Consider the following 23,689-nt stretch of genomic DNA (forward strand, 5'->3'; position numbering starts at 1 on the left):
CTTCAAGCAGTGGATGAGCAAGGGCCTGTACCTCGGCACGTTGATGGTCGGCATCGAGCAGAAGCTGCTGGGCGGCAATGTGCCGTGGACGCTGCATCACCAGCATTCCGATCACGAGATGCTCAAGCCGGCGTCGCAGTGCAAGCCGATCACGTATCCGAAGCCGGATGGGAAGCTGACCTTTGACCGGTTGTCGTCGGTGTTCATTTCGAACACCAACCACGAAGAGAATCAGCCGGCGCACCTGACGCTGAAAGATCCGTCGGTGCCGGTGAACGTGAACTGGCAGACTTATGCGGGCCCGGAATCGCGCTATTGCCCGGCCGCGGTTTATGAGTTCGTCAAGAGCGACGACGGCAGCGAGCGGCTCGTGATCAACGCGCAGAACTGCGTGCACTGCAAGACCTGCGATATCAAGGATCCCACGCAGAATATCGTGTGGGTCACACCGGAAGGCGGTGGCGGGCCGAATTATCCGAACATGTGATCGATGCTTTGTTTGCCTTCGCAGCGCTCATCGGAATGCCTGCGTTGCGAAGGCAAAACTCAACGACGCCGACGCGTCATCGCTTCAATCCGCTCCCGCACTTTCGCCACGACCGGCGCCCAGTCGCCGACCCGCGGCTGTCGAACCAGTTCGATCGAATCGTACCAGGCAGTCAGCGGCGATTCATCGCCCCAGAACCACGCGGATACGTGATCGATCATCAGACAGGTCGGCACGCCGAGCGCCCCCGCCAGATGCGCGGGCCCGCTGTCGATCGTCACGACCAGATCCAGGTTCGCCAGCAACGCGGCGACATCGTCGAAGCCGGACTGAAAATGATGGGTCATGTCGACGACGTCGAGACCCTTCGCGCGCCACTGCACGACCGTCTCGCCCCGTCCCGGCGATAACGCGAAATAGCTCACGCTTGCCACGTCCAGGAGCGGTTCGAGTTGCCCGACCGGCACAGAGCGCCGCGTGTCACGGATATGCTCCGGATTGCCATTCCACACCAGGCCGACTTTGAGGTGGCCTCGCGTGGCCGCAGTGTGCTCATCGACCCGTTCGCGCCACGTCTGCACGTGCGCCGGGTCGGCGCTCAGGTACGGCGCGCCCCACCCCGCTGCGTCGACAATACCGAGCCGCAGCGGCAAGCTCATCAGCCCGCAATGGAAATCGGGCCGTGTTTCGAGACTCGTTTCGAGCGGCAGATCGGCGGGCAGCATCCGTTCGAATAAATGCCGCAACGGCCCGTCGTGTCCGAAGATCACCCGGCCGCCCTCGCGCCGCGCCCGCACGGCCAGCAGCGGCAGAAAGCGCACCGCCCACAGGCAGTCGCCATTGCCTTGCTCGCCGTAGACCACCAGCGTTTTACCCGCCAGCGATTCGCCGTGCCAATGCGCGCTGATCGCCGCGAGCGCACGCTGCGCGTTGTTCAGATCGTCGGCGAACGCGATGCGCGATTCGTAGTGCGCCCAGCCGTCAGCGAAACGGCCGGTGCGGATTTCAAGTTCCGACAGATCGAATAACGCATGCGCGTTGTTCGGCGACATCGCCAGCACCTGTCTGAGCAGCGCCTCGGCTTCGGCGAAACGCGCCTGTTCCTTGATGCACAGCGCGAGCTTGTGAAGCGCCACCGGATTGCCGGGCACGACCCGCACCGCTTCGCGCAGCAGCCGCTCCGCAGTGGCGAAGTCGTCGCGCTGCTGCACGGCGGCCGCGCGCCAGATCAGCGCGTTGGCGTCTTCGGCATGGTGTGAGAGCAGCAGTCCGGTAGCAGAGTCGAGCAACGCCCAATCGCGCACGACGAACGCTGTCTGCGCAATCGTGTGGAGCAGCGTGGGTTCGCACGAGGGATCGAGCTGGTAAGCGCGTACCAGAGCAGCGAGCGCCTCGCGTTGGCGGGCTTTGTCGCGACCGGCGTGCTGCAGCAGCAGGCATCCGAACGCAAAGCAGTCACCCGCGCAGGCTTGCGGCGCGGCGGCACGCACGCGCAGAGTTGCGAGCTGGCTATTCGCCAAGCCGGGATTCAGATCGGCCATTGGGACGGCACTGCGCGCGCAGCGGGTACAGAGACGTTCGACAACCGCCGGTTACGGCGCGCTCGCCGCAATCTTCGGCGTGCTGACGGACACATCGCCGCATTGCGCGCGATGGCGCAGCGCGTGGTCGATCAGCACCAGCGCGAGCATCGATTCAGCAATCGGCGTGGCGCGAATGCCGACGCACGGGTCATGCCGCCCGAACGTTTCGACGATGGCCGGCTGCCCTGCCTTGTCGATCGAACGGCGCGGCATGCGAATGCTCGAAGTCGGCTTGATCGCGATCGACACCGTGATGTCCTGCCCGGTCGAAATGCCGCCGAGCACGCCTCCCGCGTGATTGCCGACGAAGCCCTCAGGCGTCAACTCGTCGCCGTGCACCGAGCCGCGTTGCGCGACGCTCGCGAAGCCGGCGCCGATCTCGACGCCCTTCACCGCGTTGATGCCCATCATCGCATGCGCGATGTCGGCGTCGAGACGGTCGAACAGCGGCTCGCCGAGGCCGACCGGCACGCCGGACGCCACGACGTTGATGCGCGCGCCGATCGAGTCGCCGTCTTTGCGCAGCGCGTCCATATACGCTTCCAGCTGCGGCACGATGCCGGCGTTCGGCACGAAGAACGGGTTCTCACGCACGTGCGCCCAGTCGACGAACGGCACGTCGACCTCGCCGAGCGCAGCCATATAGCCGCGAATCTCGGTGCCGAACTTCTCGCGCAGCCACTTCTTCGCGACCGCGCCTGCCGCCACCGTGGGCGCCGTCAGACGCGCCGACGAGCGGCCGCCGCCGCGATAGTCGCGAATGCCATATTTCTGCCAATAGGTGTAGTCGGCGTGGCCCGGGCGGAACGTGTCGACGATGTTGCCGTAGTCCTTGCTGCGCTGATCGGTATTGCGAATCAGCAGCGCGATCGGCGCGCCGGTGGTCTGGCCTTCGAACACGCCCGACAGGATCTCGACCTTGTCTTCTTCCTGGCGCTGCGTGACGTGGCGCGACGTGCCGGGCTTGCGGCGGTCGAGTTCGAACTGGATGTCGGCTTCGTTGAGTGCCATGCCCGGGGGGCAGCCGTCGATCACGCAGCCGATAGCGGGGCCGTGCGATTCGCCGAAGGTCGTGACAGTGAAAAGCGTACCGAGCGTGTTGCCGGACATGGGCGTCGTCCAAAGAAATGCGGGGAAAGCGCTATTATGCCAGCCCCATCGCGTGTGGGCCGCGTCGCGCGGGACGGGTGGCCGGTCGGCCAGGCCTACTTGCGCGCGCCGCGCAACTCGGCGACGATCTGCTGCAACTTCTCGGGCGTCGCCAGCGCCGGATCGATCGGCTCGCCCACCGCGAGACTCAGCCGGCTCATCACGCCTTTCTGGATTGGCCGCGGCCAGTGCGCGTCGTCGGCACGAGAAAACACGCTGCCCCACAAGCCGCGCAGCGCCATCGGTATGACCGGCGCCGGCGTGCGCTTGACGATCTCGGTCACGCCGTGGCGGAACGGAGTCATCTCGCCGGTACGAGTGAGCTTGCCTTCCGGGAAGATGCAAACCAGGTCACCCTCGGCGAGCGCCTGCGCGCAACGCTCATACGCGCGCGCGAGCAACTGGGCGTCCTGATGCGCGGGCGCGATCGGAATCGCTTTCGCGTGACGGAATACCCAGCCCGCGAACGGCGACTTGAAGATCTGATGGTCCATCACGAAACGGATCGGCCGCGGGCTCTCGGCCATGATGACGATTGCGTCCACGAAGCTCACGTGGTTGCACACGAGCACGGCCGCGCCCTCCTCCGGAATCCGCTCCGCATGGACGAGGCGAATTTGGTAGAACGTATGCACCAGCAGCCACGCGATGAAGCGCAGCAGGAACTCGGGCACCAGCGAATAGATGTAGGTCGCCACCACGATGTTCAGCAGCGCGGTAACGAGGAAGATCGCCGGAATGCTGAAGCCCGCGGCGGTCAGACCCATCGCCATCAACGCCGAAACGATCATGAACAGCGAATTCAGAATATTGTTCGCGGCGATGATGCGCGCCCGGTGGCTCGGCTGGCTGCGGCTCTGGATCAGCGCATAGAGCGGCACGCTGTAGAAGCCGCCGAACATCGCGAGCAGGAACAGATCGGCCAGCACGCGCCAATGCACGAGCTGTCCGAGGAACTCGCCGACGCTCAACAGATGCCCCACGGGCGGCAGCGCGTGGCTCGCGAAAAACAGATCGATCGCGAACACGCTCATGCCGATCGAGCCAAGCGGCACCAGACCAATTTCGATCCGCCGCTTCGAGAGCTTTTCGCACAGCAGCGAGCCGATGCCAATGCCGATCGAAAACGTGCCGAGCAGCACGGTCACGACGTCCGGATTGGCGGACAGCACATTCTTCGCGAAGCTGAAGAACGACGACAGAAAGGTCGCGCCGACAAACCACAGCCAGGAAATCCCCAGCAGGCTCAGGAACACGGTGCGGTTTTCGCGCGCCAGTCTCAGGTTGCGCCAGGTCTCGCTGACCGGATTCCAGTTGATGCGCAGATCGGGTTGCGGCGCGGCGGTGGGCGGCACGAAACTCGACATGGCGCGCCCCACCAGCGCGATCGCGATGCAGGCGCCGGCCAGCACCAGCGCGCCATGTTCGGCGAGACCCGCGCCCGCGCCACCGATGATCGTACCGACGAGGATCGCGACGAAGGTCCCCATTTCGACCATGCCGTTGCCGCCGACCAGTTCCGACTGCGACAGATGCTGCGGCAGATACGAGTACTTGACCGGTCCGAACACGGTCGAATGGACGCCCATCAGAAACGTGCACAGATACAGCAATGGCGCGCTATGCAGCCAGAAACCCGCGCCGCCGATCAGCATCACGACGATCTCGAAGCTCTTGACGAAGCGCGTGAGCATGGCCTTGTCGTACTTGTCCGCGATCTGGCCGGAGGTGGCCGACAACAGCACGAACGGCAGGATGAAAATGGCCGAGATCAGGAACGCCGCGGTGTTCGGATCGACGCCGGAAAAGCGCGCCGCCTGATACGTGACGAGCGACGTGAAGCCGATCTTGAAAACATTGTCGTTCATCGCGCCGAGGAACTGCGTCCAGAAAAACGGCGCGAAGCGGCGCTGGCTGAGCAGCCGGAACTGGGATTCGTGCGCCTCGTGGGCGCGGGCGGCGCGACGGGCGGCAGGTAACGGACGATCGCTCATGAAGTTCGGAGAACGGCCCAGAAGAGCAACAACTAAGAAAGCGCGGTGAACGGCGCCGGGCGCAGGCGGTTCACTGCGCGGAGCACGGGGTCGGCCGGCGATTCAAACTCGCGCGCCGGCGTCCACTCTGACGGCCCGTCCACGGCGCGACCGGGCACAAAAAAAGCGCACGCTTGCGCGCGCGCCTTGCCTGCATCTTCACGCTCATCGCGATGCCCCGAGCGCGACGGTAACTGCCCGCGCATTAGCGCGCCGGCTGTTGTTCCTGCTGCTCTTCCGGCCAGTCGCGGATATAGGCCTTGAGCATGCGGTTCTCAAAACCCTGCTCTTCGACCACCGCCTTCGCCACGTCGTAGAACGAAATGACGCCCATCAGCGTGCGGCTTTCCATCACCGGCAAATAGCGCACGTGATGCTCGAGCATCATGCGGCGAACTTCATTGACGTCCGTTTCAGGCGTGCAGGTGAGCGGATGATCGTCCATGACCTTGCGGATCGTGGAGGTGCCGACGCTGCCGCCGTTCTTGCTGAGCGTCAGAATGATTTCGCGGAACGTCAGCATGCCGACGAGATCGCCGTATTCCATCACGACCAGCGAGCCGATATCGTGCTCGGCCATTGCATCGACTGCGTTATGTAGCGTGGTATCCGGTGTGACCGTGAAAAGGGTGTTGCCTTTGACTTTAAGAATGTCGCTGACTCGCATGATCTGTCTCCGTGATACCCGCTAAGCATGGCTATGCCTGAATGATTTCGATCCTAGCGGAAAGGCCCATAAAAGGAAAGCGGCCCGCCCATCAACGCATAGCGGGCGGTCGTCATCCCAAATTCGCACCGCGTCGCGCACGCGCATCGGGAAAACCGCGCTTGATGCGAATCATGCCGGTGATAGGATGGCCGCCACTTTCTCCTTTCGCGAGGCCGCTCGTGGCCCCGCCGCCCACGATGTCCGCCAACCGTTTCGACACGCTCGCGCTGCATGCCGGCGCTGCTCCCGACCCCGCCACCGGCGCGCGCGCCACGCCGATCTACCAGACTACCTCGTTTTCGTTCCGCGACTCGGACCACGCCGCGGCGCTCTTCAACATGGAGCGCGCCGGCCACGTCTACTCGCGCATCTCGAACCCGACGGTGGCCGTGTTCGAGGAACGCGTGGCCGCGCTGGAAAACGGCGCGGGCGCGATCGGCACGGCCAGCGGCCAGGCGGCCCTGCATCTGGCGATCGTCACGCTGATGGGCGCGGGCTCGCACATCGTCGCATCGAGCGCGCTGTACGGCGGCTCGCACAATCTGCTGCACTACACGCTGCGGCGCTTCGGCATCGAGACGACCTTCGTCAAGCCCGGCGACCTCGACGCGTGGCGCGGCGCGCTGCGCCCGAATACGCGGCTGCTGTTCGGCGAAACGCTCGGCAACCCCGGCCTCGACGTGCTCGATATCGCGGCCGTCGCGCAGATCGCGCATGAGCACCGCGTACCGCTGCTGGTCGACTCGACCTTCACGACGCCGTACCTGCTCAAACCGTTCGAGCACGGCGCCGACTTCGTGTATCACTCGGCCACCAAATTCCTCGGCGGCCACGGCACGACGATCGGCGGCGTGCTGGTGGACGGCGGCACGTTCGACTTCGACGCGTCGGGGCGCTTTCCCGAATTCACCGAGCCTTATGAAGGCTTTCACGGCATGGTGTTCGCCGAGGAGAGCACGGTCGCGCCGTTCCTGCTGCGCGCCCGCCGCGAAGGCCTGCGCGACTTCGGCGCCTGCCTGCATCCGCAGGCCGCGTGGCAACTGCTGCAAGGCATCGAGACGCTGCCTCTGCGCATGGAGCGGCACGTCGCCAATACGCGCCGCGTGGTCGAGTTTCTTGCCGCTCACGCGGCCGTCGAAACGGTCGCGTATCCCGAGCTGCCGACCCATCCCGATCACGCGCTCGCGCAGCGTCTGCTGCCGCGCGGCGCCGGCGCGGTGTTCAGCTTCAATCTGCGCGGCGACCGCGCAGCCGGCCTTAGTTTCATCGAAGCGCTGTCGCTGTTCTCGCACCTCGCGAATGTCGGCGACGCGCGCTCGCTGGTGATCCATCCTGCATCGACCACGCACTTCCGCATGGATGCCGCCGCGCTCGCCGCCGCCGGCATCGCCGAAGGCACAATCCGCCTGTCGATCGGCCTCGAAGATCCTGACGATCTGATCGACGACCTCAAGCGCGCGCTGAAGGCCGCGCAAAAATCGGCCGGCTCCGCTGTGGCGCGAAACGGTGCAGCCACCGCGTCCAACGCCGGCGCCGCCGCCGCGGCAATCAGCTCGTCGGCCCCCTCCAACACCGCTGCGAAATCGCGCCCGGAGTCCGCATGATCGTCAACGTTCAAGGCAAACCTGCCTACGCGTACACCGGCGGCAAACCGTTCGACGCCAGCCTGCCGAGCGCGGTGTTCATCCACGGCGCCGAGCACGATCACAGCGTATGGGCGTTGCAGAGCCGTTACTTCGCACACCACGGTTTTGGCGTGCTGGCGGTGGATCTGCCCGGCCATTGCCGCAGCAGCGGCCCGGCGCTCACCAGCGTGACGGCGATGGCCGACTGGCTCGCCGCACTGCTCGACGCCGCCGGCGTGCAGCGCGCGTTCGTGGCCGGCCACAGCATGGGCTCGCTCATCGCGCTCGACTTCGCCGGCCGCTACCCGCAGCGCGCGACCCACCTCGCGCTGCTCGCCACCGCGATGCCGATGGCCGTCTCCGACGCGTTGCTCGACGCCGCGCTGCATCGCGAGCCCGAGGCGATCGGCATGGTCAACCAATGGTCGCATTCGACGCTCGCAGCCAAACCGTCCTGCCCAGGCCCGGGGTTCTGGCTGCACGGCATGAACCAGCGGCTGATGGAGCGGGTCTCGGCGAGCGGCGAACCGCAGCTGTTCCATACCGACTTCACCGCCTGCAACACCTACGCGGACGGCCTCGCCCGCGCCGCCCAGGTGCGCTGTGCGGCGCGCCTGATCGTCGGCCGGCGCGATGCGATGACGCCGCCGCGCGCGGCCAAAGCGCTCGCGGACACGCTTGCGCAAGCGGGCGTACTGGTCGACACCGTCACGCTCGAAGCAGGCCACGCGCTGATGACCGAACAACCCGATGCCACGCTCGACGCGCTGTTCAGCTTCGCATCCAGGCCGCCTCGCGAAGCCCGATAGCCGCGACGAGACGTCACTCGAAGCCAGCGCGTGAACTGGCACGCGAATCAGCACGATAAGCGCCCGGCAACAACCGCGCCATCGTCCGAATGGCCAGGTTGCGCGCAGGGCCCGATAGCCGCACAATGACTCAAGCCTGTCCTGTTTCCAGCGCGCACGCGTGGCATGCCGGCACGCGGCGAAGCAACCGGGAGCGGCGGGCTTGACGTCGGCAGGCGTCCACATCCGGAGGCCATCATGGCTCATACCGCACATACCGATCACTTCGCGAGTTTCGCGGAGTTCTATCCGTACTACCTGAGCGAGCATCGCAACACGGTCTCGCGGCGGCTGCATTTCGTGGGATCGCTCGGCGTGATCGGCTGTCTCGCGATGGCGTTGGCCACCGGCGACTGGCTATGGCTGCCGTTGGCCGTTATCTGCGGCTACGGCTTCGCGTGGGTCGGGCATTTTTTCTTCGAGAAGAACCGGCCGGCTACTTTCCGCCATCCGCTCTATAGCCTGATGGGCGACTGGGTGATGTTCAAGGACATCTGCGTCGGCAAGATTTCGCTGTAGTTGTCGCTGTACTTATCGCGTCACAGCTTATGCGGTCATTTCCAGCGGCGGGCCGCGATCATCTCGCCACCCAAGCGCAGGCGTTTTATGGCGGGGTCACGCGCCGCCGAATCGCCACTGACTCTTCACCGGTTCCCCACCCGTTCAACTTCGCCAACGCCGTGCAGGACGAGCTTCAGTTGCCCTGCCTCGTGTCAAGCCGCCTGATGTGGCATTGAAGGCGTGGCGCGCTCGCTGTCCCCGGCGCGGGCCGCTTTGGCTGCCGCGCGCGCCGCCAGCAACGCGGCAAGCGTCACCTTCAGCTTGTCGTTGTCCAGCGCCCCCAGCAGCGTGACGCCATCCACGCGCGTGGACTCCAGTTCAAGCTGATACGTGAGTTCCGCGCGGTCGATCACGAACAGCTCGAACAGGCGCTCGACCGTGACCTGCGCCGGATTCGCCAGCAGCAGGAAGTGCGGGCCGGCGCTGTCCTCCTGCGGCCGCGCGATCCAGTCGATCTCCTCGAGCCTTTGCAGCAGGTAGAGCGTGGTGTCCATGTCGCGGCGAAGCATCCGCGACAGCTCGGGCATCGTGTAGCCGCGCGTGCCGGCGTCGCGCGCTTCCGAGAGCCGCGCGAGCAGTTCGAGCGAATCGAACAGGTTGCTGCCGTCGAACGTGGGCCGGTGAAACTGGCCGATGCGAATCGCCGGCAACGCGGAGGCGATCATCGCGCCCGCGAGCGTGATGAACCAGCACAGGTACATCCACACCAGGAACAGCGGCACGGCGGCGAACGCGCCGTACACCGCGGTGTAGGTCGGAATGCGGCGCACGTAGTAACCGAAACCGCGCTTGGCGAGCTCGAACGCAATCGCGGCGGTGACGCCGCCAATCACCGCATCGCGCCATTCCACGCGGCAGTTCGGCAGGTAGACGTAGAGAATCGTGAAGGCGAGCGCCGTCAACGGCAGCACCGCGCCGGTGAGCGCAAACTCGATGACCGGCGTGATGCGCTGGGCCGCTGAGAAGGTCATCGATTGCGTGAACAGATAAGATGAAAGCGACAGGCTCACGCCGATCAGAATCGGGCCGAGCGTGATGATCGCCCAGTAGACCAGAATGCGCTGCGCGATCGGCCGCGCCTTGCGCACCCGCCAGATCACGTTGAACGCGGATTCGACGGTCATCATGGTCATCACCGCCGTGAGAAACAGCAGGATCATGCCGATCGTGGTCAGCCCTTTGGCCTTCGACGCGAACTGGTTCAGATACTTGAAAATCTGACTGTTCAGTTGGGCGGGCATCAGGTGGTCGGCGAGAAAAAGCTGCAGCGAGTCCTGGAAAGAACTGAAAATCGGAAACGCGGTGAACAACGCGAACGCGACCGTGGCGAGCGGCACGAGCGCAAGCATCGCCGTGAACGTGAGGCTGCCTGCCACCTGCGGAATACGGTCTTCGCTAATGCGCTGCGCGGCGAACCGCGCGAGTCGTTTGAGCGTGTCGAGATCGAAACGCACTCTGGACAACAAACCCGCCTCCTTGCTTCGTGAACCGGTGCTGCAGGACCGCGCGCGGGACCTGGCCGAACGGCTATGAGTGGCCTGTGGAGCGGACCGAGCCCCTATAATACCCGTTCACCGATGAGGCCTATGAAAGACATTCTCGTGCTTTATTACAGCCGTCACGGCGCCACCCGCGAGCTCGCACTGGCGATCGCGCACGGCGTCGACAGCATCCCCGGCATGCAGGCGCGCGTGCGCACCGTGCCGGCGGTTTCCACCGTCTGCGAAGCAACCCAGCCGGAGATCCCCGCCGAAGGACCGCCCTATGTCGAGCTGCGCGATCTCGAGGAATGCGCCGGTCTCGCGCTCGGCTCGCCCACCCGCTTCGGCAATATGGCCGCCTCGCTCAAATACTTTCTCGACGGCACCACGCCGCAGTGGCTGGCCGGCGCGCTCGCCGGCAAACCAGCCTGCGTGTTCACGTCCACCGGCAGCCTGCACGGCGGCCAGGAATCCACACTGCTCTCAATGATGCTGCCGCTGCTCCATCATGGCATGCTGATCGTCGGCATCCCGTATACGGAGAGCGCGTTGAGCACCACGCAAACCGGCGGCACGCCCTACGGCGCGTCGCATTTCGCCCGCGCGGGCTCAACCGCGCAAGGCATCTCCGCCGACGAAAAGACGCTCGCGATCGCACTCGGCGCACGCGTCGCGCGCACGGCGGCGTCGATGAGCGAAAGGCCGTGAGCGGACCTGATGTGAAACCGGCCCGCGCAAGCACGGCAGCGGACGACGCAACGACCGCGTCCCTGCGCGCCGCCGTGCTGCCCGTGCAGTCCAGGCCCGCCGCCGCGCTCGGCGCGACTGCCGCGCTGCTGGCGCTGATCGTGTTGTCGATCGCGTGGGAATGGTGGCTTGCGCCGCTACGGCCCGGCGGCTCGGCTCTCGTGCTCAAAGCGGTGCCGCTGCTGCTCGCGCTGCCGGGCGTATGGCGGCGCCGGCTTTACACGCTGCAATGGGCGTCGATGCTGATCCTGCTGTATTTCGCCGAAGGCGTCGTGCGCGGCTGGAGCGATCATGGACTGAGCGCGCGTCTCGGCTGGTTGCAAGCCGCGCTCGCGGTGATCTTTTTCGTCTGCACGCTGGCCTACGTCGCGCCGTTCAAGCGCGCGGCGAAACGCGCCGCGAAGCAGACCGGGAAGCAGGCCACCGCTGATGCCGCAAGTCAGGCAACAGCATATGCGGCAACTCAGGCGGCAACGCAAGCTGCAACTCTGGCAGCAACTCATCCGGCAACGCGCGCAGCAACTCAAGCAGCGACCGACGCCGGCCAGCCCGCCAACCCGAACGCCTGACGAGAACGCCCCGCCCCACCCGACCTTTCCGCTCGAACACGCTGACCGGCCATCATGACTCAAACCGCTTTCCTCGCCGCCTGCCGCGACGCCATCGGCGCCGCCCAGGTGCTGACCGACCCGCACGACACCGCCCCGTATCTCACCGACTGGCGCCGCCGCTACACCGGCGCGGCCTGCGCGGTGCTCTGCCCGGCCACGTCCGCTGAAGTCGCGGCGCTCGTGCGGCTCGCCGTCGAGCAGCGCGTCGCGCTGGTGCCGCAAGGCGGCAACACCGGTCTCGCCGGCGGCGCCACGCCCGACGCGAGCGGTGCGCAGGCGGTCATCAGCTTGCGGCGCCTGAATCGCGTGCGCGACATCGATCCGCACAACAACACGATCACCGTCGAAGCCGGCGTCATCCTCGCCGAAGTGCAGAAGCACGCCGAAGCAGCCGGCCGCCTGTTCCCGTTGAGCCTCGCCGCCGAAGGCAGCTGCACGATCGGCGGCAATCTCGCCACCAACGCGGGCGGCACCGGCGTCTTGCGCTACGGCAACACGCGCGAGCTGTGCCTCGGCCTCGAAGTGGTGACGCCGCAAGGCGATCTGTGGGACGGCCTGCGCGGACTGCGCAAGGACAACACCGGCTACGATCTGCGCGATCTGTTCATCGGCGCGGAGGGCACGCTCGGCATCATCACCGCGGCCGTGCTCAAGCTGCATCCGCAGCCGGCCGCGCGGGTCACGGCGCTCGCCGCACTGGCCTCACCGCATGCGGCGCTCGACTTTCTGTCGCTCACGCAACGCGTCGCCGGGCCGCTTCTGACCGGCTTCGAACTGATGTCGGATTTCTGTCTGCGGCTGGTCGGCCGGCATTTCGAGCAGATGCGCTATCCGTTCGCCGAGCCGCACGCGCAAGTCGTGCTGCTGGAATTGTCGGACAGCGAAAGCGAGGCACACGCACGCGCACTGTTCGAGCGGCTGATGGAAACCGCGCTCGAAGAAGGTCTGGTGCAGGACGCGGTGGTCGCGGAAAACCTCGCGCAGTCGCGCGCATTCTGGAATCTGCGCGAGCACATTCCGCTTGCCCAGGCCGAGGAAGGTTTGAACATCAAGCACGACATCGCGGTGCCGATCTCGCGCATCGGCCAGTTCATCGAGGCGACCGACGCAGCGGTCGCACGGGCGGCGCCGGGCGCGCGGATGGTGACGTTCGGCCATCTCGGCGACGGCAACCTGCACTACAACGTGCAGGCGCCCGAGGGAGTCGACGCGAAGGCGTTCCTCAAGCAGTACCAGAGCCCGATCAACCAGATCGTCTACGACAGCGCGCACCTGCATCGCGGCAGCATCAGCGCGGAACACGGGCTCGGCCAGTTGAAGATCGACGAGGCCATGCAGTACAAGCAGGACGTCGAGGTGCAACTGATGCGCGCGGTCAAACAGGCGCTCGATCCGCTGAACCTGATGAACCCGGGCAAGGTGCTACGCTAACGTTTGAAGCCTCCGCTCTCCCACGCGGGGGTGCTTGCAGGAGTCGTGGCCGTGAAGATTCGAGTGCTGTCCGATCTGCATCTGGAGAACGACGAGCCCGAGCTGATCCCGCATGCGCACGCGGATCTGATCGTGCTGGCCGGCGACATCCACAATCATGCGGCCGGCCCGCGCTGGGCCGCGCAGACCTTCGACGGTGCGGTGCCGGTGATCTATGTGCCCGGCAATCACGAGTACTACGACGGCGAATTCAGCGCGCTCGAACGCGCGCTGTACGACGCGGCCGCGCAGGTCGACAACGTCCACGTGCTGAACAACGCCACGCTGATCGACCCGCAAGGCCGCTGGCGTGTGCTCGGCACCACGCTGTGGACCGACTTCGCACTGTATGGCGCGGACCCTGGCACACTCGCCGAGTCGATCGACGCGGCGCGCCGGGTCATGCTCGACTTCCGCGGGCTGATCCAGATGAACTGGCCGCACGACACCCACGACGCCGCGCGCGACTTCACGCCCGCCGACTCGCTCGCGCTGCACCGGCAAGCGCGCGCGTGGCTCGAAGGCGAGCTCGCCAAACCGTTCGGCGGCAAGACGATCGTCGTCACGCATCATGCGCCGCATCGGCTGAGTCTCGCCGAGCGCTACGCGCAGGACCGGGTGTCGGCGGGCTTCGTCAATCATTTGCCGGAGCTGGTGTGCGCGCCTGTCGCGCTGTGGATTCACGGGCACACGCACACGTCATTCGACTACACGGTGAACGGCACGCGCGTGGTCTGCAATCCGCGCGGCTATTTCGACCGGCGCACCGGCAAGTGGGAAAATTCGCAATTCGCCTGGGATAAGGTCGTCGAGATCTAGCGCGGCCTTCGGGCCGGACTGGATAGCGCGGCTGGAACGGACGCATTACGCTGACGTCGGTTGCGGGTTGCGGGTTGCGGGTTGCGGGTTGCGGGTTGCGGGTTGCGGGTTGCGGGTTGCGGGTTGCGGGTTGCGGGTTGCAGGTTGCGGGTTGCGGGTTGCGGGTTGCAGGTTGCAGGTTGCAGGTTGCAGGTTGCAGGTTGCAGGTTGCAGGTTGCAGGTTGCAGGTTGCAGGTTGCAGGTTGCAGGTTGCAGGTTGCAGGTTGCAGGTTGCGTGCTGCGTGCAGGTCGCAGGTGGTGCCGGTCACCGCTTGCGCGCCGGCGACGCCTGATGCACGTGCCAGCAAGATCCGCCAACTCGGCCCAATAGCTGGAGCTCGCCACGCAGGTCGTCACCGGAGATCACTCATGTGTGGTCGAATCAGCCAGTATCGCGATCCGCAGCTTTACGCCAAACATCTCGGCCTCGCCGATCCGCTGATGCTATTCGACGCCGCCGACCGCCGCCCCGGCTACAACCTGGCCCCCGGCACCCACCCGCTCGCGATTTATCCGGATCAAACGCTGCGTGCGATTCACTGGGGATATTGCCCGGACTGGGCACGCGAGCAGCATCTGCCGCAGACGATCAACGCGCGCGCCGACACCGCGCCGACCGTGCGCTACTTCGAGGCGTTGTGGAAAACCGGCCGGGTGCTGGTGCCGGCGGACGGCTGGTTCGAATGGCGCATCGAAACCGCGGCCGCAACCGGCGTCGCGAACGGCCCGGCGCAAGCCGACGCAAAAAACCGCCAGCCCTACTTCGTGCATCTGAAAACCGACGCGCCAATGTATCTGGCGGCCTTGTCGAGCGTACGCGGCGCCGAGCCGCAAACAGAAGGGATGGGATTGGTGATCGTGGCGGCGAGCGCCGACGCGGGTCTGGTCGACGTGCACGACCGCCGCCCGCTGGCGTTTTCGCCGGATGCGGCGCGCCGCTGGCTGGACCCGGCCTTGCCGCTCGACGAACTGGAACAACTGGCGCGCGGCGCCTGCTTACCCGCCGGCCGCTTTCGCTGGCACCGTGTGAGTCACGAAGTAAACCGCACGCTCAACGACGAGCCGGGCTTGATCGCAGCGCTGCGCTGAGGGCGCAGGCGCGTCTGTCAGAATCGGAAAGAAAAAAGCTACCACTTCTACGCTACGGCCCGGCGCCCCGCAAACCAGGCGCAGAGACGCAGGGACGCCGTGGCGACGCTCAACGGTCGCGCCGTTGAGCCTGCGAGTCTGGGCGTTCGACCTTGATCGGCACCAGTTGCGGCTGCTGTTCGCGCAGGCGGCGCCGCAGATCGCGCGATGCGGCGATCCCGATCAGTCCAAGCATGACGGCCACGCCGATCATCAGATGGGTATCCATGAATCCCTCGTCCTTCAGTTGTTGCGATGTGCCGAACGGCAGCGAACCGGGCGCGTCCGGCTGAAGCGGCAGCGCATGAACCACACGTTAGCAAATCGACCGCGGGCCAGAAGTAAGGAAATGTTGCGGCGCGGCACTTCTGTAACAGACCGTCACGCGAGAGCGGACCGCCGCGTCAACCCGCGCAACCCTCACAGCACGCCCGCACGCCCGCGCTGCGGCCCGGCGCGGCGCTTCAGGAGCGCGCGAACTGCCGCAGCTCCTCCTCATCCGCCGCCAGCGTGGCCGGCAGCTCGTCGCGCAGGAATTCGACCCAGGTGCGGATTTTCGCGTCCAGATACTGCCGGGACGGGTACAGCGCATACAGATTCATTTCCTGCGACGAGTATTCCGGCAGCAGCCACACGAGTTCGCCGCTACGCAAACCGCTGATCGCCGAATAGATCGGAATCAGCCCGACGCCCATGCCCTTGCACACCGCGACCGCCATCGCCTCGGCGACGTTCACCTGAAACGTGGTGGCGCCGAGCGTGACCGTTTCCTCGCCGTTCGGGCCGTCGAAGGTCCATTTGTCGAACGGAAACACCGGCGTCACCATTTGCAGACAGGTGTGGCGCGCGAGGTCAGCGGGCGTTTGCGGCACGCCGTGCCGCTCCAGATAGGCCGGCGACGCGCACGCGATGCTGAACGCGCTGCCCAGACGCTGCGACACCAGTCCCGAATCCGGCAGACCGGTGGCGAGTGTCAGCGACACGTCGAAACCTTCATCGAGCAGATCGGGCATGCGCTGCGCGAGCGTCAGTTCGATGTGGACGTCCGGATAGCGCTCCTGATAGCGGCCGACGGCCGGCACCACGTAGTGCTGGCCGAAGCTCGTCATCGCGTGAACCTTCAGTTTGCCGGACGGGCGCGCGTGCGCGTCGCTCGCCTCGGCTTCCGCCTGATCCACGTACGCGAGAATCTGTTCGCAGCGTTGCAGATAGCGCTCGCCCGCCTCGGTCAGCGCGATGCGGCGCGTGGTCCGGTTCAGGAGGCGCGTGCGCAGATGCGCTTCCAGATCGGAAACCGCGCGCGACGCGTACGCCGTGGTCGTATTCAGATGCTGCGCGGCACCCGTGAAGCTGCCCGCTTCGACGACCCGGACAAATACGCGCATGTTTTGAAGCGTATCCATACCATTCCTTGTCGATCCGGAGTTAGCGCAAAGCACTTGCCCCGGTCCCGTGCAACATAGTTGCGATTGATCGGGAGCGATTGTTACACGATTAGCAAAGGCGATTGTCTCATATCGCGTAAGAATGCCTTGCACCTTTACCAGTTATTCCTCAATCAATCAAAAAATATAATGACGCACAAGCTTCTATAGTCAATTTTGGAGGAAATCGTGCAGTCTCCGGTACCGAAAAGGATCTCCGCAGCCGCAGTTCTTACGATCCTATTAACAATCGCCGGCTGCGCCAGTACCGGAGGCATCGCACCGCAAGATCGTGGAATCGAGCCGTCCTCACTCGACGCGGGCAATGCGATCCGCGCCGCCAACGCCGACGCCCAATGGCCGGCCGCCGACTGGTGGCGCGCCTATGACGATCCGCAGCTCAATGAGTGGATCGAAGCCGCACAGGCGAACAACCCGAGTCTCGCGGCCGCCCAGGCACGCGTGCGCGAGGCGATGTCGATGGCGGGCGTCGCCCGCTCGGCGTTGTCGCCGCAAGTCAACGGCAGCCTGTCGATCCAGCGTCAGAAGTGGGCCGACAATGTGTATTACGGCTCGGGGCCGCTCGCGGGCGAGCAAACGTGGAATAACACCGGCACGCTGAGCCTGTCGTACCACCTCGATTTCTGGGGCAAGGACAAGAACGCCGCCGGGCGCGCGCTCGACGCCGCCCATGCCAGTGCCGCTGATGCCCGCGCCGCCCAGCTCGAACTGCAAGGCAACGTGGTGCGCACCTACATCGAGATGTCGCTGAACTACGCGCTGCTCGATATCGCCAAGGCCACCTTGCAGCAACAGCAGCAGATCGTGGATCTGGCCAACCGGCGTCTGAAAGGCGGCATCGGTACGCAGCTCGAAGTGAGCCAGGCCGAAACGCCGTTGCCGGAATACGAGCGCCAGATCGACGAGATCGAAGAAAGGATCGCGCTGGGCCGCAATCAGCTGGCCGCGCTGGCCGGCAAGGGTCCGGGCGCGGGCGACGCGATCCAGCGCCCGGCGCTGTCGCTCGCCACCCAAACCGGTTTGCCGAGCGCCTTGCCCGCGGACCTGATCGGCCATCGGCCGGACGTGGTCGCGGCGCGCTGGACCGTCGCCGCCCAGGCGCGCGGCATCGACGTCGCCAAGGCCAGCTTCTATCCGGACATCAACCTGCTGGCGTCGATCGGCGGTTATGCGGCGATGGGGCCGCTGTTCCAGTTTCTGAAGAGTCCGTCGCATAGCTGGAGCGTGGGTCCGGCGTTGTCGCTGCCGATCTTCGACGGCGGCCGGCTGCGCTCGCAACTCGGCGCGGCGTCGGCCGGCTACGACGAGGCAGTGGAGCGCTACAACCAGTCGATCGTCGGCGCGCTGAAGGATATCTCCGATCAGGTGATCCGCATCCGCTCGCTCGCCACCCAGGCCGACGACGCCGACCGTTCGGTCGCGGCGGCCCGCAAGAGCTATGAGCTCTCGCGCGAAGGTTATCGGCGCGGCCTGACCGAGTATCTGAACGTGCTGGTCGCGCAGAACCAGTTGCTGCGCGCGCAGGAAGGCGTCGCGAAGATCCAGGCCGAGCGGCTCGGCGCGCATGCGTCGCTGGTCACGGCGCTGGGCGGCGGGCTCGACGAGCCGGCCAATGGTCCGCAGGAAAACGAAACGCTGCCGGCGCATGGCAAGGGTAAGAACAACGCCGCTGCCGCTGCCGCCGCCGACCACGCCGCTGCCAAACCGGCAGCCCCTTCAAACGTCCCGGCGCAAGCAGGTTCGGCCAGCCACGCGGACACCGCCGTACCCGCGCCCGCTGCCGCCAGCCGCGCGAACCGCACCGGCATGAGCACCGCTGCCACCACGCCGCGCGCCACCGCCGGCGCGCCGGCGGCTGAGTGAGGAAGCCGGCCATGTCAGCGTCTCCCTCTTCCACCGCGCGTTCCGCGTCGTTCGCCTCGTTATGCACGGCCGCCGCCGAATGGGCGCGCACCGACGGCTTCACGTGGGTCTACATCTTCAAGGCGCTCGCCGCCTCTTTTCTCGCGCTCGGCATCGCGATGAAGCTCGATCTGCCGCAGCCGCGCACCGCGATGACCACCGTGTTCATCGTGATGCAGCCGCAAAGCGGCATGGTGTTCGCGAAGAGCTTCTATCGGATCTGCGGCACCCTCGTCGGCCTCGTCGTGATGCTCGCGCTGATCGGCCTGTTCGCGCAGCAGCCGGAGCTGTTCATCGCGTCGACGGCGATCTGGGTCGGCATCTGCACCGCGGGCGCCGCGCGCAACCGCAACTTCCGCTCGTACGGTTTCGTGCTGGCCGGCTACACCGCCGCGCTGATCGGCATTCCCGCCTCGCAGCATCCGGACGGCGCGTTTCTGAGCGCGCTCACGCGGGTCGCCGAAGTGGTGCTCGGCATCGTCTGCGCGGGCGCGGTGAGCGGCCTCGTGTTTCCGCAGTTCGCCGGCTTGCAGATGCGCAGCACCGTGCGGGCGCGCTTCTCGGCCTTCGTCGAGTACGTGTCGGCGTCGCTGGCCGGCCGCAACGACCGCGCGCAGATCGAAGCAAGCAATGCGCGCTTTGTCGCCGACATCGTCGGCTTCGAAGCGGCGCGCAGCGTGGCCGTGTTCGAAGGCCACGATTCGCGGATGCGCGGCGGCCGTCTCGCGCGTCTGAACAGCGAGTTCATGACCGCGTCGACGCGCTTTCACGCGCTGCATCAGTTGATGAACCGGCTGCGCGCGACCGACACGAGCGGCGCGCGCGACGCCATCGCCGCGCTCGATCCGTACTTCAAGGAGATCGCCCCGCTGCTCGCGAAGTCCGGCGAACCGGTGCTGAGCGCCGCCGATGCCGAGCACGCCGCCGCGCAACTCGACGCGTACAAGACCGCGTTGCCCAAGCGCGTGCGCGCGACGCGCGCCGAACTGGAGACGCATGCCGATGCGCCGCTGCTCGACTTCGATACCGGCGCCGAACTGCTGTACCGCTTCATCGACGAGCTGCATGCGTACGCGGCCACCTACGCGTCGCTGGCCGTCGACACGCATGCGCGCGAACGCTGGATAGAACGTTACGAACCGAAGACGAACGCGATCGCGGCGGGTGTCGCGGGCTTGCGCGCCACCATCGTGATGATGGTGCTCGGCGCGTTCTGGATCGCGACCGCGTGGCCGAGCGGCTCGACCTTGACGCTGAACGCCGCGGCGGTGTGCGCGCTGGCGTCGTCGTCGCCGAATCCGAAGCGCACCGCGTTCCAGATGGCCGGCGGCACGCTGGTCGCAACGCTGATGGGCATGATCGCGGTGTACGGCGTGTTTCCGCACATCGACGGCTTCGTGATGCTGTGCGCGGCGCTCGCGCCGTTCCTGCTGCTCGGCGTGTTCATGACCATGCGCCCGCTGCTGGCTGGCTACGGTATCGGCTACTGCATCTTCTTCTGTTTTCTGGCCGGCCCGGACAACCTGATGCACTACGACCCGAGCGCGTTCATGAACGATGCGCTGGCGCTGGTGCTGTCGATGCTGGTGTCGTCGATCGCGTTCGCGGTGTTGCTGCCGCCGTCCACGCCATGGCTGCGCAACCGCCTGCTGGTGGACTTGCGCCGCCAGGTGGTGCTGGCGAGCCGCGCGGGCCTGCGGCGGGTGCGTTCGCGTTTCGAAAGCGGCGCGCGCGATCTGATGTTCCAGATCAACTCGCTCGCGCAAAACGAGCCCGAACTCAAACGCGACACGTTGCGCTGGCTGTTCTCGGTGCTCGAAGTAGGCAATGCGGTGATCGACCTGCGCCGCGAAGTGGCGACGCTGCCCGCCGACGCCCGCTATGCGTCGTCGATGCCGTGGCGCATCGCGCTGCGAAGCATGGGCGATGCGCTGAGCGCGCTGTTCGAGCGGCCGCGCGAGGACCGCTTCGACCGGGCGCTCGCAGCGACTACCGACGCGATTGCCACGCTCCAGCAGATGCTGGTCACGTTCACGCCGCCGCGTGAAGAGCGCCATCAACTGCAGCGCATCCTGAGTCAACTGCATTTCATTCGTACCGCGCTGCTCGATCCGCAATCGCCGCTCGAACCGTTGATGAGCGGATCTGCCAACGCGTCAGAAGGAGTTCTTCATGCCACGTGATATCGCCATCCTCGATGCCTACATGCCGGCCATCGTGCTGCTGTTCATCGCGGGCGCCGCGCTTACCTGGGTGCTGGACCGCGTGATCGCCTATACGGGCCTGTATCGCGTGGTGTGGCATCCCTCCCTGTTCCGGGCCAGCTTGCTCGTCTGTGTGTGCGGCCTGCTGGGTCTCGCCGTTTATCGTTGATCAGAGTCGAAACATGACCATCCGAAATATCGTTGGCTTCGTCGCGACAGCCATTATTTTTATCGTCGCGATCTTGATTGGACGCGTGTTGTGGGTTCATTACATGGATGAACCGTGGACCCGCGACGGGCGCGTGCGCGCCGAGATCGTGAATGTCGCGCCGGACGTCTCCGGCGCGGTCGTCGATCTGCCGGTGAAGGACAACCAGTTGGTGAAGAAGGGCGACCTGTTGATGCAGATCGATCCGTCGCACTACCAGATCGCGGTCGAACAGGCGCAGGCGGCGGTGGCCGCCCGCAAGGCCGAGTTGACGATGAAGCGCGACGACGCGCAACGGCGCGCCGATATGGATGCGCTGGTGGTGTCGAAGGAAAGCCGCGAGAACGCGACGCACACGGCGTCCGCCGCCGAGGCTTCGTATCAGCAGGCGCTGGCCGCGCTCGATGCCGCGAAGCTGAACCTGGCGCGCACCCGCGTGGTGTCGCCGGTCGACGGCTATGTGACGAACCTGAGCGTGTTCCGCGGCGACTATGCAACCGCCGGCGCCGCCAAGCTGGCGATCGTCGACAGCCACTCGTTCTGGGTCTACGGGTACTTCGAGGAAACCAAGCTGCCGCACGTTCGCATCGGCGACAAGGCGGAAGTCCGGCTGATGAGCGGCGGCACGCTGCAGGGTCACGTCGAGAGCATCTCGCGCGGCATCTACGATCGCGACAATCCGGAGAGCCGTGAACTGCTCGCGGACGTGAATCCGACCTTCAACTGGGTGCGCCTCGCGCAGCGTGTGCCGGTGCGCGTGAAGATCGATGCCGTGCCGGATGATGTCGTGCTGGCCGCGGGGATTACCTGCACGGTGGTCGTGAAGCCTGACGCCGCCAAGTCGAGCTGACGAGGCCGATGGATCGCGTCAAGCGGCGCTGCGTTGTCCATGCGCGCAAGCAGATGGACAACGCGCGAACGATCAGCGCCGTGCAATCCAACCCGCTTACAGCCTGAATTTCCCGACCATCGCCTTCAGCCCGCGCGCCTGATCGTCCAGCGATCGGGCCGCGGCGGTGGCCTGCTCCACCAGCGCGGCATTTTGCTGCGTGCCCGAATCCATCTGCGTGACCGCGAGGTTGATCTCCTCGATGCCGGCGCTCTGCTCGGACGAGGCCGCCGAAATCTCGCCCATGATGTCGGTGACGCGCTTCACCGCCTTGACCACTTCATCCATCGTCTGCCCGGCGTCCTGGGCCAGCGTCGAGCCGTTGCTCACCCGTTCGACCGACGCATTGATCAAGCCTTTGATCTCCTTCGCGGCAGCGGCGCTGCGCTGCGCCAGGTTGCGCACCTCGGCGGCGACCACCGAAAACCCGCGGCCTTCCTCGCCGGCGCGCGCCGCCTCGACCGCCGCGTTCAACGCCAGAATGTTGGTCTGAAACGCAATCCCCTCGATCACGCCGATGATGTCGCCGATACTGCGCGCGCTGTCGTTGATGTCGTTCATCGTTGCGACCACGCGGCTCACCACCGCGCCGCCCTTCTCGGCGATCTCCGACGCGTTGTTGGCGAGCGTGCTCGCCTGCTTCGCGTTGTCGGCGTTCTGGCGCACCGTCGAGGTCAACTGCTCCATGCTGCTCGCGGTGCGCTCGAGCGCCATCGCCTGTTGCTCGGTACGCTGCGACAGGTCCAGGTTGCCCATCGAGATCTGGCCTGACGCGGTCGCGATCGCGTCCGCGCTCGACGCGATGTCGGAGACCGTCGTCGCGAGTCCGCTCTGCATGTCGTGCAGCGCGAACAGCATGCTCGACTTGTCCTTGCGGCCCAGCGCGATCTGGTTCGACAGATCGCCCGCCGCGATCCGGCTGGCGATTTCCTTCGCGTACGCCGGCTCGCCGCCGAGCTGGCCGGCCAGACGCCGCACCACCCACTCGCTGATGCCGAACGCCAGCGCGATCAGCGCGACCGTCATCGCCGCGAGCATCACGAACGACGACTGGTAGATGAAACCCGACGCGTCGATGGTCGCCTTCGCGGCGGTGCCGCGCTGCGCGACGAGTTCGTCGACGAGCTTTTCGAGCTTGGCGGTTTCGACCAGCAACGACACGTCCTGCGTGCCGACCTGCCAGTTCATTTGCGACAGGTCGAGCGGCTGCGCTTTCACGAGCGTCACGAAGTCGCGCAGGTGGCCGCTCCACACCGTGATCGCGGCGGCAAACGCCTTCTGCTGCTCGACCGCCTTCGCGTCGGAGGTGTCGACGTACTGTTGCAGCGTGCCGAGTTGCGCGGCGAGACCGCTCAAACCCTTGTCGATGTCGGCGCCGAGTTCGTCGCGCTCCTTCGCGGTGGTCGCGGTCAGCAGCATCTTTTGCGCGCGGCTCGCGCGCAACATGTAGCCGCGCGCTTCTTCGGCGGCGCGGCTCGCGACGTGGCCCTGATCGTAGATGGATTGCGCGGACGCATTCAGACGGCTGATCTGCGCGAGCGAGAACACGCCGATCAGCAGCGTGCCGATCAGCAGCACCGCGAACGCGACGCGCAACGTCGCCTTCACCGACAAGCCCTTGAGCTTCACGGCACACGAGCGGCCGCCCGGTCCACGCGACGGCGTCGTGCCAGCCGCCTGTCCTTGCGCCAGGAACCCCGCGCCCTGCTGATTGCCTCGCGAAACTGCTTTCATATTCCCCGTCCCCACAT

At 66.0% G+C, this 23,689-nt stretch carries 22 protein-coding genes; 13 read left to right on the forward strand and 9 right to left on the reverse strand.

The window, feature by feature from the left end; genetic code table 11:
* Positions 1 to 487 (forward strand): 4Fe-4S dicluster domain-containing protein (locus tag HV744_RS26685; protein WP_175152374.1); only part of this gene is annotated, 487 nt, incomplete at its 5' end.
* Positions 488 to 546: 59 nt separating this feature from the next.
* Here the strand turns inward: HV744_RS26685 and HV744_RS26690 are convergent.
* The 4 genes from HV744_RS26690 to HV744_RS26705 form a co-directional block, all read right to left on the reverse strand.
* Positions 547 to 2,028, reverse strand: a complete 1,482-nt coding sequence (locus HV744_RS26690; protein ID WP_175152375.1) for a tetratricopeptide repeat protein — start codon at positions 2,026 to 2,028, stop codon at positions 547 to 549.
* 51 nt (positions 2,029 to 2,079) lie between these two features.
* Complete coding sequence (aroC, locus tag HV744_RS26695; protein WP_175152376.1) at positions 2,080 to 3,180, reverse strand: chorismate synthase; 1,101 nt, start codon at positions 3,178 to 3,180, stop codon at positions 2,080 to 2,082.
* Positions 3,181 to 3,275: 95 nt separating this feature from the next.
* The gene (locus tag HV744_RS26700; RefSeq protein WP_175152377.1) at positions 3,276 to 5,213 is read right to left on the reverse strand and encodes an MFS transporter; all 1,938 of its coding nucleotides are present in this window, start codon (positions 5,211 to 5,213) and stop codon (positions 3,276 to 3,278) included.
* A 244-nt stretch (positions 5,214 to 5,457) separates the two neighbouring features.
* Positions 5,458 to 5,919 carry a CBS domain-containing protein gene (locus tag HV744_RS26705; protein WP_175152378.1) on the reverse strand — a complete coding sequence of 154 codons (462 nt, stop codon included), beginning with the start codon at positions 5,917 to 5,919 and terminating at the stop codon, positions 5,458 to 5,460.
* 239 nt (positions 5,920 to 6,158) lie between these two features.
* On the opposite strand from HV744_RS26705, the gene HV744_RS26710 reads away from it, so the two are divergent.
* The 3 genes from HV744_RS26710 (at position 6,159) to HV744_RS26720 (ending at position 8,953) form a co-directional block, all read left to right on the forward strand.
* Positions 6,159 to 7,565 carry an O-acetylhomoserine aminocarboxypropyltransferase gene (locus HV744_RS26710; protein ID WP_175152379.1) on the forward strand — a complete coding sequence of 469 codons (1,407 nt, stop codon included), beginning with the start codon at positions 6,159 to 6,161 and terminating at the stop codon, positions 7,563 to 7,565.
* A complete protein-coding gene (locus tag HV744_RS26715; RefSeq protein WP_175152380.1) occupies positions 7,562 to 8,395 on the forward strand; it encodes an alpha/beta fold hydrolase in 834 nt (277 codons plus the stop codon). Before HV744_RS26710 ends, HV744_RS26715 begins: the two co-directional genes overlap by 4 nt.
* 237 nt (positions 8,396 to 8,632) lie before the next feature.
* Entirely contained in the window at positions 8,633 to 8,953 is a 321-nt protein-coding gene (locus HV744_RS26720) for an Mpo1-like protein (protein ID WP_175152381.1), read from the forward strand.
* 194 nt (positions 8,954 to 9,147) lie between these two features.
* On the opposite strand, the gene HV744_RS26725 is transcribed toward HV744_RS26720, so the two are convergent.
* A complete protein-coding gene (locus HV744_RS26725; RefSeq protein ID WP_175152382.1) occupies positions 9,148 to 10,461 on the reverse strand; it encodes a YihY family inner membrane protein in 1,314 nt (437 codons plus the stop codon).
* A gap of 120 nt (positions 10,462 to 10,581) precedes the next feature.
* Between HV744_RS26725 and wrbA the strand changes: the two genes are divergently transcribed.
* Genes wrbA through HV744_RS26745 form a run of 4 tightly spaced genes read left to right on the forward strand, consistent with a single transcriptional unit; the run spans position 10,582 to position 14,123 of the window.
* On the forward strand, positions 10,582 to 11,184 hold the full coding sequence (wrbA, locus tag HV744_RS26730) for an NAD(P)H:quinone oxidoreductase (protein WP_175152383.1): 603 nt from the start codon (positions 10,582 to 10,584) through the stop codon (positions 11,182 to 11,184).
* On the forward strand, positions 11,181 to 11,792 hold the full coding sequence (locus HV744_RS26735; protein ID WP_175152384.1) for a DUF2069 domain-containing protein: 612 nt from the start codon (positions 11,181 to 11,183) through the stop codon (positions 11,790 to 11,792). Before wrbA ends, HV744_RS26735 begins: the two co-directional genes overlap by 4 nt.
* A 54-nt stretch (positions 11,793 to 11,846) precedes the next feature.
* Positions 11,847 to 13,265 carry an FAD-binding oxidoreductase gene (locus HV744_RS26740; protein ID WP_175152385.1) on the forward strand — a complete coding sequence of 473 codons (1,419 nt, stop codon included), beginning with the start codon at positions 11,847 to 11,849 and terminating at the stop codon, positions 13,263 to 13,265.
* Positions 13,266 to 13,316: 51 nt separating this feature from the next.
* Positions 13,317 to 14,123 carry a metallophosphoesterase gene (locus HV744_RS26745; protein ID WP_175152386.1) on the forward strand — a complete coding sequence of 269 codons (807 nt, stop codon included), beginning with the start codon at positions 13,317 to 13,319 and terminating at the stop codon, positions 14,121 to 14,123.
* On the opposite strand, the gene HV744_RS26750 is transcribed toward HV744_RS26745, so the two are convergent.
* Complete coding sequence (locus HV744_RS26750) at positions 14,120 to 14,470, reverse strand: hypothetical protein (protein WP_175152387.1); 351 nt, start codon at positions 14,468 to 14,470, stop codon at positions 14,120 to 14,122. The genes HV744_RS26745 and HV744_RS26750 overlap by 4 nt on opposite strands.
* Before the next feature lie 61 nt (positions 14,471 to 14,531).
* On the opposite strand from HV744_RS26750, the gene HV744_RS26755 reads away from it, so the two are divergent.
* Positions 14,532 to 15,251 (forward strand): SOS response-associated peptidase, encoded by a 720-nt coding sequence (locus tag HV744_RS26755; protein WP_175152388.1) that lies wholly within the window; start codon positions 14,532 to 14,534, stop codon positions 15,249 to 15,251.
* Between the two features lie 109 nt (positions 15,252 to 15,360).
* Here HV744_RS26755 and HV744_RS26760 read toward each other — a convergent pair whose 3' ends face one another.
* Together HV744_RS26760 and HV744_RS26765 are read right to left on the reverse strand one after the other, a co-directional pair.
* Positions 15,361 to 15,519 (reverse strand): hypothetical protein, encoded by a 159-nt coding sequence (locus HV744_RS26760; RefSeq protein ID WP_175152389.1) that lies wholly within the window; start codon positions 15,517 to 15,519, stop codon positions 15,361 to 15,363.
* Between the two features lie 235 nt (positions 15,520 to 15,754).
* Positions 15,755 to 16,693, reverse strand: coding sequence for a LysR family transcriptional regulator (locus HV744_RS26765; protein ID WP_175152390.1), 939 nt, complete (start codon positions 16,691 to 16,693; stop codon positions 15,755 to 15,757).
* A gap of 210 nt (positions 16,694 to 16,903) precedes the next feature.
* Between HV744_RS26765 and HV744_RS26770 the strand changes: the two genes are divergently transcribed.
* From HV744_RS26770 to HV744_RS26785, 4 genes are read left to right on the forward strand one after another with little or no spacing between them, the layout of a single operon-like run.
* Entirely contained in the window at positions 16,904 to 18,598 is a 1,695-nt protein-coding gene (locus tag HV744_RS26770; RefSeq protein WP_246279211.1) for an efflux transporter outer membrane subunit, read from the forward strand.
* A gap of 11 nt (positions 18,599 to 18,609) precedes the next feature.
* Entirely contained in the window at positions 18,610 to 20,820 is a 2,211-nt protein-coding gene (locus HV744_RS26775) for an FUSC family protein (protein WP_175152391.1), read from the forward strand.
* Positions 20,810 to 21,010, forward strand: coding sequence for a DUF1656 domain-containing protein (locus tag HV744_RS26780; RefSeq protein ID WP_042322307.1), 201 nt, complete (start codon positions 20,810 to 20,812; stop codon positions 21,008 to 21,010). Before HV744_RS26775 ends, HV744_RS26780 begins: the two co-directional genes overlap by 11 nt.
* 13 nt (positions 21,011 to 21,023) lie before the next feature.
* Positions 21,024 to 21,899 (forward strand): efflux RND transporter periplasmic adaptor subunit, encoded by an 876-nt coding sequence (locus HV744_RS26785; RefSeq protein ID WP_175152392.1) that lies wholly within the window; start codon positions 21,024 to 21,026, stop codon positions 21,897 to 21,899.
* Positions 21,900 to 21,995: 96 nt separating this feature from the next.
* Here the strand turns inward: HV744_RS26785 and HV744_RS26790 are convergent, their stop codons facing one another.
* A complete protein-coding gene (locus HV744_RS26790) occupies positions 21,996 to 23,672 on the reverse strand; it encodes a methyl-accepting chemotaxis protein (protein ID WP_175152393.1) in 1,677 nt (558 codons plus the stop codon).
* Positions 23,673 to 23,689: the final 17 nt, after the last annotated feature.

The organism is Paraburkholderia ultramafica (genome assembly GCF_902859915.1).
Taxonomy (GTDB): domain Bacteria; phylum Pseudomonadota; class Gammaproteobacteria; order Burkholderiales; family Burkholderiaceae; genus Paraburkholderia; species Paraburkholderia ultramafica.